Raw genomic sequence first — 15,155 nt, 5'->3', positions numbered from 1 at the left:
TCGAGCAGGCTCGCTTCAGTTCTTCAGAACAATGCTGCCGACCATCTTGCCGTCGCGCGCCACCACCGGGGAATTACGGTGACAGTGCACTCAATGGACGCATCGCAGCAATTCGCAAGATCATGCGCTCATCGTGCACGACCGGACAATTTCATCCGCGGCCGATAGTCTCGAGCGGAGTGCGGTAGAGCTCGTTACTGTCCCCGTCCGTAACGCGCACGGCACATCCTTTCGAACACAGCTCGGGGCGAACGATGCAAAGCTCGTTCGCGAGGCTATCAGCCTTATCGATCGCGTAATCTGTGTTCTCGAGGATCATGCCGCCCTGGTTTTTAAACTCAGCGCCGACGACGAGATCAAAATTGAAGTATGGCATTAGAGCCCCCTGCCAAATTCCAACTGCATGGAATCTAACCTGAGTCTGTTTGGTTCCTTCATTACAATTCCGCGCAGGACATCTGATTGCGGTCGCCTGTTGCGTTTCGGTATCGCGACCGCATCATCGCGTGCACATCGACGAGGCACCTGCGGGTCGCGCGGCTGCAGCATGCAGCCTACGAAGATCGATCTCGATTCGAAAAACGCGCAGCACCTTCAAGCGATGGCAAGCGCAAGCGGCCTGGGATACCTTGCTTGACCCCAAGCCTGGTATTCAACGACCGGACAAGATTCGCTTTGGCTGGTTGAATAGAGGAAGAAGGATCAGGAGCAACACCGCCAACGATTCCGTGGAACTACGGTGACGGTGCATCTAACTTACCGGTAATGCCTCGGAAGACGCGACAGCGTCGCTGTTGCCGCAATTCATGGCAACGCTGCGCGCCTGCATCGCCTCAGTTCTTTAGCACGATACGCCCGACGACCTTGCCGGCCCGCAACTCGTCGATCCATTTCTGGACGTCGGCCATCGGTTCTTCCTTCATCGGCGTCGGCTTGATCTTGCCGGCGCGCGCCAGCGCCATCAATTCCCTGGCCTCGGCCAGCGTGCCCACCATGAATCCTTCGATGGTCATGCGCTTGTAGACCCATTGCACCATCGGCAGGCTGAAATTGCCGCCCATCAGGCCGGAGACCACGATCTTGCCGCCGCGCGCCACGACCGAAACCGCAAAGGCCATCGATTTTTCGTTGCCGGCAAAGTCTACGATCTCGTCGAAGCCGCCCTCGGTCTCCTTAATCATGCGCTTGACCACGTCGGGCTCTGCCGGGTCGTAAGCGACAGCGGCGCCGTTCTTCAAGGCGCTCTCGCGTGCGGCCGGGCTTAAGTCCGCCACCGCGATCTTCTGCGTGAACATCGCTTGCGCGAATGACAGTCCCATCATGCCGACGCCGCCGAGCCCGATCAGCAGCAGGTTACGCTGCCGTGGACGATCGACCAGGCGCTTGAGCGCACCATAGGCGGTGACGCCGGAGCACATCAGCGTTGCGGCCTGGTTGACCGGCAGCGGATCGTAATCCAGCAAATATTTCGCGTCGGGTACCAGCACGTGGCTGGCAAAGCCGCCGTCGATGGAGACGCCGAGGAAGCGCTGCTTGACGCACAGGTTCTCGTCGCCATTCGCGCAGTCGCGGCACTGGCCGCAACCGATCCAGGGGAATACCGCCTGCTTCTTTCCGATCAGGTCCTTCGGCGCATCGGGGCCGACTTCCTCGACCACGCCCGCGATCTCATGGCCGAGCGTGAACGGCAGCGTCATGCCGCGCGTGGTATCGAGCTTCTTGCCGCCGCCGAGATCGGCGTAGCCGTCCTGGATGTGCAGGTCGGAGTGGCACAGCCCGCAACGTTCGATGCGTACCAGGACTTCGTTGCCTTGAGGCTTGGGCGTGTCGACGATGGTTTCGCACAGGGGCGCATCGAATTTGACCAGCGATTGGCGTCGCATCAGCGCCATGGCATTTTCTCCTCAGGGAACGTTTGATTTTGTGGTTCGTATATTGGTCAATTCACGGGCCATGGCAACAAAGCCGGAAACCGGGATCGTCTCGGCGCGCCGGGTCGCATCGACGCCAGCGGCGGCGGCCAGCCGGGCCGGATCGACCGACAGCGATTTGAGGCTCTGGCGCAGCATTTTCCGGCGCTGGCCGAAGGCTGCAGCCGCCACCTGCTCGAGCGCGCGGCGGTCGCACGGCTCCGGCGCGCTGCGCGGTACCAGCCGCACCACCGACGACGTAACCTTGGGCTGCGGCACGAAGGCGGCCGGCGATATGTCGAACAGGATCTTGGTTTCGGCGCGCCAGTTGGCGAGCACGGCGAGGCGTCCATAGGCCTCGTCGTCTTCTTTCGCGACGATCCGTTCGGCGACCTCGCGCTGAAACATCAGCACCATCATGTCGTACCAGGGCGGCCACGGCTCGATCGAGAGCCAGTCCACCAATAATGGCGTGGCGATGTTGTAGGGCAGGTTGGCGACGATCTTGGCCGGCTCGCCGCCGAGCAGGGGGCGGGGATCGAAATGCTGCGCGTCGGCGTGCACGATCTCCAGCCGACCCGGATAGCGCTTGGCGATATAGTCGAGCGGCGCCAGCGCGCGTTCGTCGCGCTCAACGGCGATGACGCGCCGCGCGCCCAGCGCCAGCAACGCGCGCGTCAGCCCGCCGGGGCCGGGGCCGACCTCGATGATGGTGGCGCCCTCGAGCGGACCCGCGGCGCGCGCGATCCGTGCCGTGAGGTTGAGGTCGAGCAGAAAATTCTGGCCGAGCGTTTTGCGGGCCGACAGGGAGTGTTCGCGGATGACGTCGCGCAGCGGCGGCAGATCGTCGATCGCGCTCATTCAGGTGTGGCCGCCGCCATGCGCGCGGCGAGCCGCAACGCCGCGACGAGGCTCGACGGGTTGGCGCGGCCGGTGCCGGCGATGTCGAACGCCGTGCCGTGATCGGGCGAGGTGCGGATGAACGGCAATCCCAGCGTGACGTTGACGGCATCCTCGAACGCGATGGTCTTGATCGGGATCAGCGCCTGATCGTGATACATGCAGATCGCGCAGTCGTAGGTTTTTCGCGCGGCTTCGTGAAACATGGTGTCGGCGGGCAACGGCCCCCGGACCTCGATGCCGTCGCGCCGCAGGATGTCGACGGCCGGCGCCACCACCTCGATGTCTTCCATGCCGAGCGAGCCGTCTTCGCCGGCATGCGGATTGAGGCCTGATACGGCCAGGCGCGGGCTGGCGAGACCAAAGCGGGCCTTCAGGTCGGCCACCGCGATGCGGGCCGTCGTCACGATCAGATCGGTCGAAAGCTGCGCGAGCGCGTCGCGCACCGATAGATGGATCGTCACCGGCACCACCGCGAGCGCCGGCGACCACAGCATCATCACCGGCTGCGGTGCCGCCCCGCCATTGGCGGCGAGCTCGGCGAGAAATTCGGTATGGCCGGGATGCCGGAAGCCGGCGCGGTACAGCACGCTTTTGGCGATCGGGTTGGTGACAACGGCGCTGGCCCGTCCGGCCCGGACATGGTCGACCGCCTGACGGATCGAAGCGAGTGCGGCGCTTGCGCTGGTGGTGTCCGGCTGGCCTGGCGGCGCGGTTGCGGCTTCGCCCGTAGCCACGACAGGCAATGCGCTGGCAAAAGCTGTGGCCGCATCCTCCGGACTGGTGTCCGCGAGTTTGATTTTCAATCCGAGAATCTTCGCCCGCTCGGCGAAGCAGGTGCGATCGCCGAGCAAATAGAACGGCGGGAGGCCGAGTTCGTTACGCCGGAGCCACGCTGCGATGGCGATGTCGGGACCGATGCCCGCAGGCTCGCCGGATGTCAGCGCGAGGGGCTTTGCCATGCATCAACGACATTCGATCATTGCGGCTTTGCGGATCTCGGCCAGATAGGCTTTCTGCTTCGCCTCGTATTTCTCGGTATACATCTTTTCGCGGATTTCGCGCTTCTTCGGCGAATCGACGGTGGTGGGCTTCCTGCTGCACAGGGCGACCATTTCCACGCCCTGCTTGGTGATCTCGGGCGGGGTCAGATGGCCGATCGGAGTCTTGTCGAGCATCTCGCGCAACGGGGGGGCAAGCTCGGCCGATGTTTTCGTGACTGAATCGCGGATCGTGCCGTTCTGCATCGACTTGAAGTAGGAATTGGCCGCCTCGCAGCTCTGGACGCGCTCGCGCAGGACTTCGGCTTCCTTTTTCCGCGCTTCGATCGCGGCCGGCGGGGCGCCCCGCGGCACGAGCAGCACGATAGGCTGCATCTTGTATTCGAAGGCTTCGACCTTCGTCGCCTCGCCGCCTTCCTGGGCGGCGGCGTTGACTTCCTTTTCGCCGACCTGGAGGCTCTCCTTGTAGCGGCCACGCACCAGGCTGGTCCAAACCATCTCGGCCTTGAGGCGGGCCTTCAGGGTCTCCGGCCGGACGCCCTGGCTTTCAAGTGATTTTGTCAGCTGCTCGGTCGAGAGCCGCATTCGCGAACCCATCTGGGCGAAGGACTGATCGACATCGCTGGCCGTGGGGTCGACGCCGAATTTTTTGGCTTCCCGGATCTTCACTTTTTCGTCGATCAACTGGTCGATCACTTCCTGGCGGGGCATCTGCTTGCGGGTCGTCAGGAAGTTCAGCTTGGTGCGCTGCTCGATATCGAGATTGGTGATGGGTTCGCCGGTGACCATACAGGCGATCGATTGCGCGTGCAGGTGAGTGCCGCTGCTGGTCAGCATGGCCAGCGCAACCGAGCAGCCTGCGATCCGGGACCGGAGGTGATGATGTCGAGGCTTGATGGTCGTCATGCTCATGTCAGGCGCATCAACCAATTCGATCCGCAATACGCCGGGAACTGTTTAGCAAGGCTTCGCCCACGCTACTGAAGGCCGCCGGCGGCGGTGGCCGACGTGGACGAATTCGCAATGGTCCGCAGGCCGATCTGAAGCATGAACCCGTGACTGAGGACCGGCGGCGTGGTGCCGGCGGAATAGGTGTAGGACGTCACATAATTGGCAGCAAGCACGAAGCAGTCGTCCACATAGCCTGCGCCGATGATGTACTGATTGAGCTTGTTGGCTTCAAGATCCCACCGCGCGGAACCCGACACCACCCAGTTCGTCGCCAGCTTGACCGATGCGCTGCCGAGCAGGCCCTCGCGCCGGGTCAGGTATCCAAGGGCGGGCTGCGCCGCATAATTGCCGTACAGCAGGCTGACCGACCAGCGGTCGAATGACGCGCGGCCCTCGGCCTCGAAACGATTGAGGTTGAGCGTTGCTTCGTCCATGCGCGAGCGCACGCTGAACGTATAGGTCCGGTTGGGCGAATAATTGACGCGGGCGACGTAGTCGGAGCGCGTGTTCTGCAGGCCGGAATCGACACCGGTATTGGTCAGGTCGGCGACCGCGAACGAGTTCATGCCGAACAGCTGATAGGATTGCCCGAACAGCACATTGACGCTGCCGCCGCGGTCGAATTGCGTGGTCGCCTGCACGCCGACATTGGCGCGGCCGCCGCCTTCGATGCGGTCGTAGCCCGAGAACTTGTCGATCGCGAACAGATTGCTGGCGTCGAACACCATGCTCTGCGCGTCTTCGTTGGGCAGCCTGCCGGCATAGGTCTCGTTGGGGCGGATGATGACCTGCGCGATCGGTTCGATCGTGGTGGTGCCCCAGGGCTGAACGTTGATGAAGGGATAGCGATATTCGAGGCCGACGGTCGGCATCACGCGCAGCGCGGTGGTGTCGCCGACGGGCAGGAAATTCGAGACGCCCGGCTGATTCGAAATCGAGGCATCGACGGCGTCGACGCGGGCGATCGCGAACGGCGTCCAGATCTGGCCGTAGGGGTCGGTGTACGACCGCCGCCACTGCGCTTCCGCGGTGAACCTCGTGTAGGTGCCGGGGATGCCGCGCAGCAGACACTGCGAGGGTACCCGCGCGAGCGGATCGGCGGACGCGGTGGTGCAGAGCGCGTTGGTGTTTGCAAGCGTCGTGATCGGGTCGAACGCCGCGGTCGAGCGCGACAGGCTGGTGAAGTTGGTCTTGTAGCTGACCTCACCGCCGAAGATCGGACTGTTGAGCACGTTGGAATAGTCGATCACCGGATGGATGACCGGAACCTTCTCCTGGCTGCCGGAGAAGCTGAGATAGTAGATCGTGCGCGCGTCGAAGAAGCTGCGATTGCCGACGCCGGTCAGATAGAGCTGCGAGATCGCTTCGGTCGGCAGGCTCAGGAACGATCCCAGCGTATCCCTGTACTGGGCCAACCGGTAGTCGGACATGAAGAAGTAGTCGGACAGCAGCACGCCGTCCCAACCCCAGGTCCATTTGTCGTTGAGCGCGAACTGGCCCTTGGTTTCGACGCCGCCGCGCAAGTCGCGGTCGCCGGGCTGGCCGGCAAAAGCGCTGCGGTCGAGCTGGTTGATGCCATAGGCGCGGATCGCGTACGAGCCGTTGATCAGGCGCTGGCGGAATTCGCCCTGAAACAGCACGCCTTGCCGGGTCGTGATACGCGGATTGAAGGTCGCGTCGTAGTCCGGCGCAATTGCCCAATAGAATGGCGTTTCCACGCCGTAGCCGTAGGGCGTGTAAGAGCTGAGGAACGGCATCAGGAAGCCGGTCTTGCGCTTTACGGTGGGATCGGGCGTCGAAAAATACGGCAGATATGCCATCGGCACACCGAAGAATTCGAGCTGGGCGTTCTCGAAATACAGCATCTTCTCGGTCTGGTCGTGGATGATGCGCGCACCCTTGACCTGCCACAAAGGCGGCTTCTTCGGATCGTCCTTGCAGGGCGCGCAGGCGGTATACACGCCGTTTTCGAACACGGTGTAATTGCCGCTGCTCCGGTCGGCACGGGTTGCCGCCATCCGCGTCGCATCCTCGGTGTCGACGCGTAGCGAATCGACGAAACCGTCACGGTAGTCGTCGCTCAGATCCATGATGTTGGCGTAGGTGACTTTGCCTTCGGCGTCCGTCAGGCGGATGTTGCCCTCGGCGTGCAGGCGCTTGGTCTTCTGGTCGTAGATAACCTTGTCGGCCTCGACGCTGGTGCCGTTGTAGAACATCTGCACATTGCCGACCGCGGACACACGCTGGTTGTTGTAGTCGTAGTCGACCTCGACGGCCTGCACGAGCATTTGCCCGTTGTTGTTGGCGGGCCGGGGCGGCGCTTTGGGCGGCCGGGGATTGTAGGTGAAGCCTTGCGCCGAAGCGGGTGCCGTCCAGGCAAGCCCGATCACGCCTGCGAGGGCAAAGCCGGCGAGCAGGGCGATCATCGGAACGCTAACGGCGGCCAAGCGGCTCCGATAGCGGCGCAGCGGGCTGCGCCGCCTGAACACAGGCGACCTCAACTGGCGGGCGGCGACAACGGCCACTACCCGTCCTCCTGGTACAGCAAGGCCAAAAAACCGGTGAGGCCGCCCACGCATACGGGCAACCACGCCGCAGCGATGGGATGCATCAACTCAGCCTTGCTCAAATCCTCAGTTACTTTCGACAGAACGTAGAGCAGAAAGCCCGCACCCACGCCACTCAAAACCATCTTTTGCACGCCGCCCATCCGGAAGAAGCGAAGGCTGACCGACGCCGCCAACATCACCATCGCAGCCAGCAAAAACGGCTGTGCAATGAGCTTGTGATACTGCAAACGGTAGCCGGCGGTCGCAAATCCCGAGCTCTCCGAAGATCGGATATAGCCGGGGAGTTGCCAAAAAGACACAGTTTCCGGGGTCGAGAAACTGTTGCGAATCTGGGCCGGCGTCAGGGTGGTCGTGATGTACAGGTTTTCCTGGTCGATCGGCGGCTTGTCGAGGGAGTATCGGCGCACCGATTTGAACACCCAGCGGCCTTCTTCCAGCGACGCCTCGCGGGCCTCGATTCGTTCCTTGAACTGCAGGTTTGTATCAAACCGGAACACCGTGAGACCGGTCAGCCGCACGCCCTGCCGCTCGCTGCGGGCGGCGTTGATGATGGTCTGACCCTCGCTGTTGATCTGGTTCAGCCAGAATCCGGCAGCGTCCTGAATGCCGCCGCCGGGCGCCGAGCCGAACAGCTCCGCTTCCATCCGCTTGGAAAGTTCGCGCAGGTTGGCCGACATCGGGTTGTAGGCGACCGTGGCGATGGTGCCGAGGATGATCGCGCTGGCCAGCGCCGGCGAGATGAACTGCCAGGCGGAGACGCCGGCGGCGCGCGCCACCACGAGTTCGAGCCGGCGCGACAGCGCGAGGTAGCAGGTCATCGCGCCGATCAGAACGCAGAACGGCATCAGTTTTTCGAGCAGTTGCGGCACGCGGTACAGCGACGTCTGCGCGACCGTAATCGCCGACGCCGACGCCAGCCCCGAGGTCTTGCGCACCATTTCGATGTAGTCGACCAGCACCAGCAGCACGAAAATGCTCGCAAACACGCCCACCGCCGCGACCAGGAAGCGGCCTGCGAAGTATCGTCCGAGCGTGTTGGTCAACATGCTCATGCTGTAGCCGGCCGACCGAAGAGCCGCGCGAGGCGCGCATTCGATTTGTTGATCGCCTCGATCAGGGCGGCCGGCGGCTCCACCACCACGCCGCCGACAATCATCCACAAGCCGACGCCAATCGATGCGAACAGCATCGCGTACTGGACCAGCGCGGCGGCGGGATTTTTCACCGCCATGACGGAGCAGGCGAATCCGGCCATGCGCAGGCCGAACACCGCGACAATCGAACCGCCGATCGAAAAATTGCGGCTCTGCCGCGTGGTGCGCGGCGTGCCCAGAAACGCGAACGTCAGGACCGCGAACGCGAACGGATACAACGGCGCCATGAAGCGGTCATGCAATTCGGCGCGAAACTGTCCGCCCAGTTTCTTGAACACCGGGTCGTCTTCATCGGGTGAAACCAGCTCCCAGAGGTAGCGTTCGCGAATCCCCAGTATCGCGTCGCGCTGGTTGGAGAATTTCGACATGTCGAATGCGTAGCGCCCGAACGCCACCAGCGCGGGGTCGCGCTTGCCCGCCTCGAATCGCTCGAGGTTGCCGTCTTCCAGCACCAGATACGAGCCATTCTCGTTCTTCAGCACCGTGCCATGATCGGCGATGATGGTGACGCGTTCTTTCGGATCGCGGCGATCGTCGACGAAGATGCCGGCGAGCACGCCGCCCGGGAGGCGTTCGCGGATGCGAATCGTCAGGTTCTGGTCGAGCTGGGCGAAGCGACCGGGCTGCAGGATGTTGGTCAGCACGTCGGCGGTGATCTCGGCGTCCCATTGCTTGATCCGGCGCATGCCGTCGGGAGCCAGGTAGGCACCGATGAAGGCGACCATCAGCGCCACCACGCAGGTGGCGTAGAAGAAGGGACGGAACAGCCGGAACGGCGAGAAGCCGGCGGCGTTCATCACGATGATCTCGGAGTCGGTGGCGAGCTTGTTCAGCGTGTGCGAGACCGCGATCATCAGCGCGATCGGCGCGATGATCAGAACCAGCGCGGGAATCACCAGGCTGGTGATGCCGAGGAAGGTGATGATGGTCTGACCCTGGCTCGTCATCAGGTCGATGCCGCGCAACGCTTGCGTAATCCAGATCACGCCCGTCAGGCTGACCAGGACCAGCGCAAACGACGCAAGCGTCGTGCGGAAGATATACTTGTCGATCGACCCCATCGTTTACCGCACGATCCCACCTAGCGTGCCAAAAGAGCGGCCTGCGACCAATCCCGAAACCGGAATCCCCAAGGTCGCGCCGCCAGCCTTTCAGCCGTCTCCACTCTCACTACCATCCCTTTGATCCGTCAACAAAATGGCCGGGCCGTGGCACCCTTAGGATATGGTTAATTATTCGGCCCCTGTGGCCTTGGGGCCACGCAGGCGCTTGGCAGCGCCGCGGCTGACAGGCCATAGTGCGGCAAACCAAGGTCCCGGCCGATCGGGATCGCCACCAAGAGACCATTTTGAATACCGCTCCGCGTATCCTTGGGACCGCTTCCGGTCCCGAAATCAGCCCCTGAATTCTGGAGGAATTGCCTATGTCCGACGCCGTCAAGGTCGGCTTTGTCCCGTTTTCCGCGGCGTCCCGCGGCATTCTGGTGGTGTTTTGCGACGATGCGCTGAAGTTCGGCGCGGCGACCCGCAAGGCGCTGGGGTCAGCGGCCGACACCGTCAAGCGGGCGGCGGCGGCCAACCAGTTCAAGGGCAAAAGCGGCGCCTCGCTGGACATTCTGGCGCCGGAGGGAATCAAGGCGCCGCGGCTGATCGTCATCGGTCTCGGCAAACCGTCGGCCCTGAAGGAGAAGGATTTTCTCAAATTCGGCGGCGTCACCTCCGGCAAGCTCAATGCCGCCAGCGACGCCGTCACCATCATCGCCGAACTGCCCGATGGCGCGATGCAGCCTGATCAGGCTGCGGCCGTCGCGGCGGGTGTCCGGCTGCGCGCCTATAAATTCGACCGCTACAAGACCAAGAAAAAGGACGGCAACGGCGCCTTGCGATCAGATGTTTCGATTGCGGTGGCTGACGTTGCCGCCGCTCGCAAAGCCTTCGCGCCGGAATCCCACGTCGTCGACGGCGTGATCATCGCGCGCGAGCTCGTCAACGAGCCGCCGAACGTGCTTTTCCCGATCGAGTTCGCGCGCCGCGCCAGTCAGCTCAAGAAGGTCGGCGTCAATGTCGAGGTGCTCGACGTCAAGGCGATGACCAAGCTCGGCATGGGGGCGCTGCTCGGCGTCGGCCAGGGCTCGACCCAGCCCAGCCGCACCGTGATCATGCGCTGGAACGGCGGCAAGAAGGGCGAGCAGCCGGTTGCCTTCATCGGCAAGGGCGTCTGTTTCGACACCGGCGGCATTTCCATCAAGGGCGCCGCCAGCATGGAAGACATGAAAGGCGACATGGGGGGAGCTGCCTGTGTCGTCGGCCTGATGCATGCGCTGGCGGCGCGCAAGGCCAGGATCAACGTCGTCGGCGCCATCGGCCTCGTCGAGAACATGCCTGACGGCAACGCCCAGCGTCCCGGCGATATCGTGACCTCGATGTCGGGGCAGACCATCGAAATCATCAACACCGATGCCGAAGGCCGGCTCGTGCTGGCCGACGTGCTCTGGCACGTCAACAAGAAGTTCAAGCCGAAATTCATGGTCGATCTGGCCACGCTGACCGGCGCGATCATGGTCGCGCTCGGCACCGAACATGCCGGCCTGTTCTCCAACGATGACGAGTTGTCGGAACGGCTGAGCAAGGCCGGTCTTGAGACCGGCGAGAAAGTCTGGCGCCTGCCGCTCGGTCCGGAATACGACAAGCTGATGGATTCGCAATTTGCCGACATGAAGAATGCCGGTGCACGGTACGGCGGCTCGATCACCGCCGCCCAGTTCCTGCAGCGTTTCGTCGACGATACGCCGTGGGCGCATCTCGACATCGCGGGAACCGCGATGGGCGCGCCGAAAACCGAGATCAATCACAGCTGGGGTTCCGGCTACGGCGTTCGTCTGCTCGACCGACTGGTCTCGGAATATTACGAAGCCAAAAAATAGCAGCGCATTAGTAGCGGAAGAGCTGAAACCTGCATGACGGAAGTCCTGTTCTACCATCTGCAGAACATGTCGCTCGAAAGCGTCCTGCCGCCGCTCCTGGAAAAGTCGCTGGAGCGGGGCTGGCGCGTGGTCGTGCAATCGACATCGCAGGAACGCACCGATGCGCTCGATGCGCATTTGTGGACCTACAGCGACGATTCGTTCCTGCCGCATGCCACCTGGCGCGCCGCGGACGCGCCGGATCAGCCCATCATCCTTTCGACCGAGGAGGGCAATCCGAATCGCGCCAATGTCAGGTTCCTGATCGACAATGCCGCGCTCCCTGCGGATTCGGGCAGCTACGAGCGCCTGGTGCTGGTTTTCAACGGCGACGATTCCGACGCGCTGACCGCGGCGCGTGGCGTCTGGACCGATTGCAAGGCCCGCGGCTTCGAGGTGACCTATTGGCAGGCCGACGAGCGGGGCCGCTGGCAGCGCCGGCAATAGCGATATAAGACAATTAAAGATAATTTGAAGTTTCTTCCGGCAGGCTTGTGGGCAGCCATGGTCGTGCCGCAAAGTGATGTTGGGACAAGTAGTTACATATCAAGGGCGGGGGAGCCTGGGTCTAGCGTGCGAGACGAAACGTTCAATCGAAAGCCATTGCTGGCGCTGGTTCTGCTCGGTCCCGTGATCGCGGGCTGCAGCGGCGCGCCCGACCTGCTTTCGAAGGATGCCGACTGGTTCTCGCGTCCCGGCCGGGTCTTCGTCAAAAACATTTCGATCGAGACGCCGCCGCTGACCCCGGACAAGCCGGTCACGGCGGAAGATCTCGTCTCCGCCGACGGCGCCTGTCCGGGAATGGCGCCGCCGCCCGGCGCCGCCGACGCCAATGCGCAGGCCGGTACGCCGCCCTCGACGACCGGTACCGTCGCGCTTGGCCATACCGAATGCGACGTGGTGCGCGGCATCGGCGCGCCCGACAGCGTCAATTTCTCGAATAATCCCCGCGGCGATCGCGTTGCGATCGTCACCTATTCGCGCGGCCAGCGCGCCGGCATCTACACCTTCACCGCCGGACGTCTGTCGTCGATCGAACGCGGGCCCGAGCCGGTGCAACAGCCGCGGGGCGCCAAGCCGAAGCGAAAGCCGGCGGCGACGTAAGCCACTTTTCATTTTGTCAGAGTGATGCCTGCGCGTGCGGGGCCTCGTGGTTCGAGACGCGCGGCTTTGCCGCGCTCCTCACCATGAGGATCTAAGACCTCTTCCTGAGGAGCGGCGTAAGCCGCGTCTCGAAGGATGAAGCCATCGATCGCAAATTCATTTCAACCCGTCGCCTCGTCATATTGCGAACTAGCCTCCAGCCAGTCTTCTTCAGCACGCTGTAGTGCGCTTGCGGCACCGGCGCGGGCCTTGCTGAGCTGGGCGGCCTGCTTCGGATCGCGCGTGAACAGATCCGGCAGCGCGAGCGCGGTGTCGATCTTGGCGATGATGCCGTTGATACGCGCGATCTCGGCTTCGGCCTCGGCGATTTTCTGCCGCAGCGGCGTGCGCTTTTCGCTTTTGCCGCGCTCGGGCTTAGAGTTTTCTTTCGCGCGCTCATTGCCACGGTCGCGCGAAGTTGGTCTGACATCGCGGATCGACAGTACCATACGCCGATAATCGTCGAGATCGCCGTCATAGGTCGTCACGGTCTGGTTGGCGACCACCCACAATTGATCGGCGCAGGCTTCGATCAGATAACGGTCATGCGAGACCATGATGACGGCGCCCGGAAATTCATTGATCGCTTCGGCCAGGGCGGCGCGGCTGTCGATGTCCAGATGGTTGGTCGGCTCGTCCAGGATGATCATGTTGGGGCCGTAGAACGTGGCGAGGCCGAGCAGCAGCCGCGCTTTCTCGCCGCCCGACAGGCTTTTCACCAGGGTGTCGCCGGCCTTGCCGGAAAATCCGATGGCGCCGACCCGCGCGCGCACCTTGCTCTCGGGCGTCTCGGGCATCAGCTTGCGGACATGGTCGTAGGGCGAGCCATCGAGGTTGAGTTCGTCGACCTGATGCTGCGCGAAATATCCGACCGACAGTTTTTCCGCGCGCGTGATCCGCCCCGAGAACGGCGGCAGCTTGTTCGCCAGCAGTTTTACAAGTGTCGATTTGCCGTTGCCGTTCGATCCCAGGAGCGCGATGCGGTCTTCGGTATCGATGCGCAGCGTTACGCGGTTGAGCACCGGCTTTTTGGGATCGTAGCCGACCGAGACGTCATCGACCGCGATGATCGGCGGCGACAGCATCTTTTCAGGCGTCGGGAATGAAATCTCGCGCACGTCCTGCGTCACCAGCGCGGTGACCGGCTTCATCCGCTCCAGCATTTTCACGCGCGACTGGGCCTGGCGCGCCTTGGACGCTTTCGCCTTGAAACGGTCGACGAACGCCTGCAGCCGCTTGCGCTCGTCCATCTGCCGCTTGGCGTGCTTGGCGTCGAGCATCTCGCGCGTGGCGCGCTGCTCCTCGAACGACGAATAGGTGCCCTTGTAGAGCGTCAGCTTGCCGCGATCGAGGTGCAGGATCTGGTCGACCGACGTGTCCAGGAGATCGCGGTCATGGCTGATCACGATCACGGTGCGCGGATAATTCGCCAGATGGTCTTCCAGCCAGAGCGTGCCTTCGAGGTCGAGGTAATTGGTGGGCTCGTCGAGCAGCAGCAAATCGGGCGCCGCAAACAGCGTCGCGGCGAGTGCAACCCGCATGCGCCAGCCGCCGGAGAATTCCGAACAGGGGCGGGCCTGATCGGCGGTCGAGAAGCCGAGGCCCGAGAGGATCGCCGCGGCGCGGGCGGGCGCCGAATGCGCATCGATATCGACCAGCCGGGTCTGGATCTCGGCGATCCGGTGCGGATCGTCGGCGGTCTCGGCTTCCTGTAACAATGCGTCTCGTTCGAGGTCGGCCTTCAGCACGACGTTGATGAGGCTTTCCGGCCCGTCGGGGGCTTCCTGCGCAAGGCTGCCGATGCGCCAGCGCGGAGGTATCGAGATGCTGCCGGATTCGGTCGGCAGATCACCGCGAATCGCGTGAAACAGCGTCGATTTCCCGACGCCGTTACGGCCGACAAAGCCGACGCGTGCGCCGGGCACGATCTGTACCGAGCTGTCCTCGATCAAAAGCCGTCCGGCAATCCGGATCGAGATATCTGTGATTGAAAGCATGCGGCCTTGTCACCGGAGCCGCTACCAAACGCAACCGATTTATGTGACGAACAGGCGCTCCCGAGGCTTAGGGGTCCCAAGGCTCCCGATACAGGTTAATGCCGCTCGTTTTCACGCCGGCGCAGCTCATTGATCAGTTGCTGCAAGTGGGGCGAGAGTTCGGTTTCCGGACGCATATATTGCTGCAACCGTTCGCCGACGGCATCGCAGATCGATCGCGAAGTCCGGTGATCGATCTGCTCGGAAACGGGATTGATTCGGCTATCCATGGCGAGTTCCAGCGTCGCTTTTGAGTAAGTCTGAGTAAGTTGCTGCAGGATCAAGTCACGACGCTGCGATTTGTTTCCGGTTGCAGAACTTCCATGCATGCATCTGAAGCGAGCCGGAAAAGCACTGTCCCACGGGTTCCCTGCATGGCCCGGGGGCCATAGTGGGCCCGCCGAAGCGGACGCGGGCCACTCCCAGCGAAGCCACGGCAACGCAAGGCGATCGATTGCGAAACGCGATCATCTGATCGCGAAGCGTGATCGTCTCCGTGAGGTTTCGGCGCTGAAATCGCGCCGTCCG

General features: G+C 63.0%; 13 protein-coding genes. 3 read left to right on the top strand and 10 right to left on the bottom strand.

The features are described 5' to 3' along the window. Positions 1-151: 151 nt before the first annotated feature. The 8 genes from JQ575_RS30135 to lptF form a co-directional block, all read right to left on the bottom strand. Entirely contained in the window at positions 152-376 is a 225-nt protein-coding gene (locus JQ575_RS30135; RefSeq protein WP_212036820.1) for a hypothetical protein, read from the bottom strand. Between the two features lie 457 nt (positions 377-833). Next, positions 834-1,892 carry an alcohol dehydrogenase gene (locus tag JQ575_RS30130; protein ID WP_212036819.1) on the bottom strand — a complete coding sequence of 353 codons (1,059 nt, stop codon included), beginning with the start codon at positions 1,890-1,892 and terminating at the stop codon, positions 834-836. Positions 1,893-1,904: 12 nt separating this feature from the next. Beyond that, the gene (gene rsmA, locus JQ575_RS30125; RefSeq protein WP_212036818.1) at positions 1,905-2,771 is read right to left on the bottom strand and encodes a 16S rRNA (adenine(1518)-N(6)/adenine(1519)-N(6))-dimethyltransferase RsmA; all 867 of its coding nucleotides are present in this window, start codon (positions 2,769-2,771) and stop codon (positions 1,905-1,907) included. Further along, the gene (gene pdxA, locus JQ575_RS30120; protein ID WP_212036817.1) at positions 2,768-3,772 is read right to left on the bottom strand and encodes a 4-hydroxythreonine-4-phosphate dehydrogenase PdxA; all 1,005 of its coding nucleotides are present in this window, start codon (positions 3,770-3,772) and stop codon (positions 2,768-2,770) included. The genes rsmA and pdxA overlap by 4 nt, the downstream gene beginning before the upstream one ends. Positions 3,773-3,775: 3 nt before the next feature. Further along, positions 3,776-4,717, bottom strand: a complete 942-nt coding sequence (locus tag JQ575_RS30115) for a SurA N-terminal domain-containing protein (protein WP_212036852.1) — start codon at positions 4,715-4,717, stop codon at positions 3,776-3,778. A 71-nt stretch (positions 4,718-4,788) separates the two neighbouring features. Then, positions 4,789-7,341 (bottom strand): LPS-assembly protein LptD, encoded by a 2,553-nt coding sequence (locus JQ575_RS30110; RefSeq protein ID WP_409364838.1) that lies wholly within the window; start codon positions 7,339-7,341, stop codon positions 4,789-4,791. Beyond that, on the bottom strand, positions 7,287-8,384 hold the full coding sequence (gene lptG, locus JQ575_RS30105) for an LPS export ABC transporter permease LptG (protein ID WP_212036816.1): 1,098 nt from the start codon (positions 8,382-8,384) through the stop codon (positions 7,287-7,289). Before lptG ends, JQ575_RS30110 begins: the two co-directional genes overlap by 55 nt. Continuing rightward, positions 8,381-9,547, bottom strand: a complete 1,167-nt coding sequence (gene lptF, locus JQ575_RS30100; protein ID WP_212036815.1) for an LPS export ABC transporter permease LptF — start codon at positions 9,545-9,547, stop codon at positions 8,381-8,383. Before lptF ends, lptG begins: the two co-directional genes overlap by 4 nt. A 362-nt stretch (positions 9,548-9,909) precedes the next feature. Between lptF and JQ575_RS30095 the strand changes: the two genes are divergently transcribed. The 3 genes from JQ575_RS30095 (at position 9,910) to JQ575_RS30085 (ending at position 12,552) form a co-directional block, all read left to right on the top strand. Then, on the top strand, positions 9,910-11,409 hold the full coding sequence (locus tag JQ575_RS30095; RefSeq protein ID WP_212036814.1) for a leucyl aminopeptidase: 1,500 nt from the start codon (positions 9,910-9,912) through the stop codon (positions 11,407-11,409). Positions 11,410-11,442: 33 nt separating this feature from the next. After that, complete coding sequence (locus JQ575_RS30090; protein WP_212036813.1) at positions 11,443-11,895, top strand: DNA polymerase III subunit chi; 453 nt, start codon at positions 11,443-11,445, stop codon at positions 11,893-11,895. 126 nt (positions 11,896-12,021) lie between these two features. After that, a complete protein-coding gene (locus JQ575_RS30085; protein WP_409364837.1) occupies positions 12,022-12,552 on the top strand; it encodes a hypothetical protein in 531 nt (176 codons plus the stop codon). A 161-nt stretch (positions 12,553-12,713) separates the two neighbouring features. Here the strand turns inward: JQ575_RS30085 and JQ575_RS30080 are convergent, their stop codons facing one another. Together JQ575_RS30080 and JQ575_RS30075 are read right to left on the bottom strand one after the other, a co-directional pair. Beyond that, positions 12,714-14,588 carry an ABC-F family ATP-binding cassette domain-containing protein gene (locus JQ575_RS30080; RefSeq protein WP_212036812.1) on the bottom strand — a complete coding sequence of 625 codons (1,875 nt, stop codon included), beginning with the start codon at positions 14,586-14,588 and terminating at the stop codon, positions 12,714-12,716. 95 nt (positions 14,589-14,683) lie between these two features. Then, on the bottom strand, positions 14,684-14,911 hold the full coding sequence (locus tag JQ575_RS30075; RefSeq protein ID WP_212036854.1) for a hypothetical protein: 228 nt from the start codon (positions 14,909-14,911) through the stop codon (positions 14,684-14,686). Between the last annotated feature and the right edge of the window lie 244 nt (positions 14,912-15,155).

The sequence above is a fragment of the Bradyrhizobium sp. JYMT SZCCT0428 genome, assembly GCF_018131075.1.
Classification (GTDB): Bacteria; Pseudomonadota; Alphaproteobacteria; order Rhizobiales; family Xanthobacteraceae; genus Bradyrhizobium.
The sequence above is the reverse complement of the archived record's forward strand: the minus strand, read 5'-3'. Positions and strand labels throughout refer to the sequence as shown.

Coding starts and splice junctions, on each gene's coding strand:
- JQ575_RS30135 (WP_212036820.1), bottom strand. CDS start 376: ATGCCATACTTCAATTTTGATCTCGTCGTCGGCGCTGAGTTTAAAAAC.
- JQ575_RS30130 (WP_212036819.1), bottom strand. CDS start 1,892: ATGGCGCTGATGCGACGCCAATCGCTGGTCAAATTCGATGCGCCCCTG.
- rsmA (WP_212036818.1), bottom strand. CDS start 2,771: ATGAGCGCGATCGACGATCTGCCGCCGCTGCGCGACGTCATCCGCGAA.
- pdxA (WP_212036817.1), bottom strand. CDS start 3,772: ATGGCAAAGCCCCTCGCGCTGACATCCGGCGAGCCTGCGGGCATCGGT.
- JQ575_RS30115 (WP_212036852.1), bottom strand. CDS start 4,717: ATGACGACCATCAAGCCTCGACATCATCACCTCCGGTCCCGGATCGCA.
- JQ575_RS30110 (WP_409364838.1), bottom strand. CDS start 7,341: ATGCGTGGGCGGCCTCACCGGTTTTTTGGCCTTGCTGTACCAGGAGGA.
- lptG (WP_212036816.1), bottom strand. CDS start 8,384: ATGAGCATGTTGACCAACACGCTCGGACGATACTTCGCAGGCCGCTTC.
- lptF (WP_212036815.1), bottom strand. CDS start 9,547: ATGGGGTCGATCGACAAGTATATCTTCCGCACGACGCTTGCGTCGTTT.
- JQ575_RS30095 (WP_212036814.1), top strand. CDS start 9,910: ATGTCCGACGCCGTCAAGGTCGGCTTTGTCCCGTTTTCCGCGGCGTCC.
- JQ575_RS30090 (WP_212036813.1), top strand. CDS start 11,443: ATGACGGAAGTCCTGTTCTACCATCTGCAGAACATGTCGCTCGAAAGC.
- JQ575_RS30080 (WP_212036812.1), bottom strand. CDS start 14,588: ATGCTTTCAATCACAGATATCTCGATCCGGATTGCCGGACGGCTTTTG.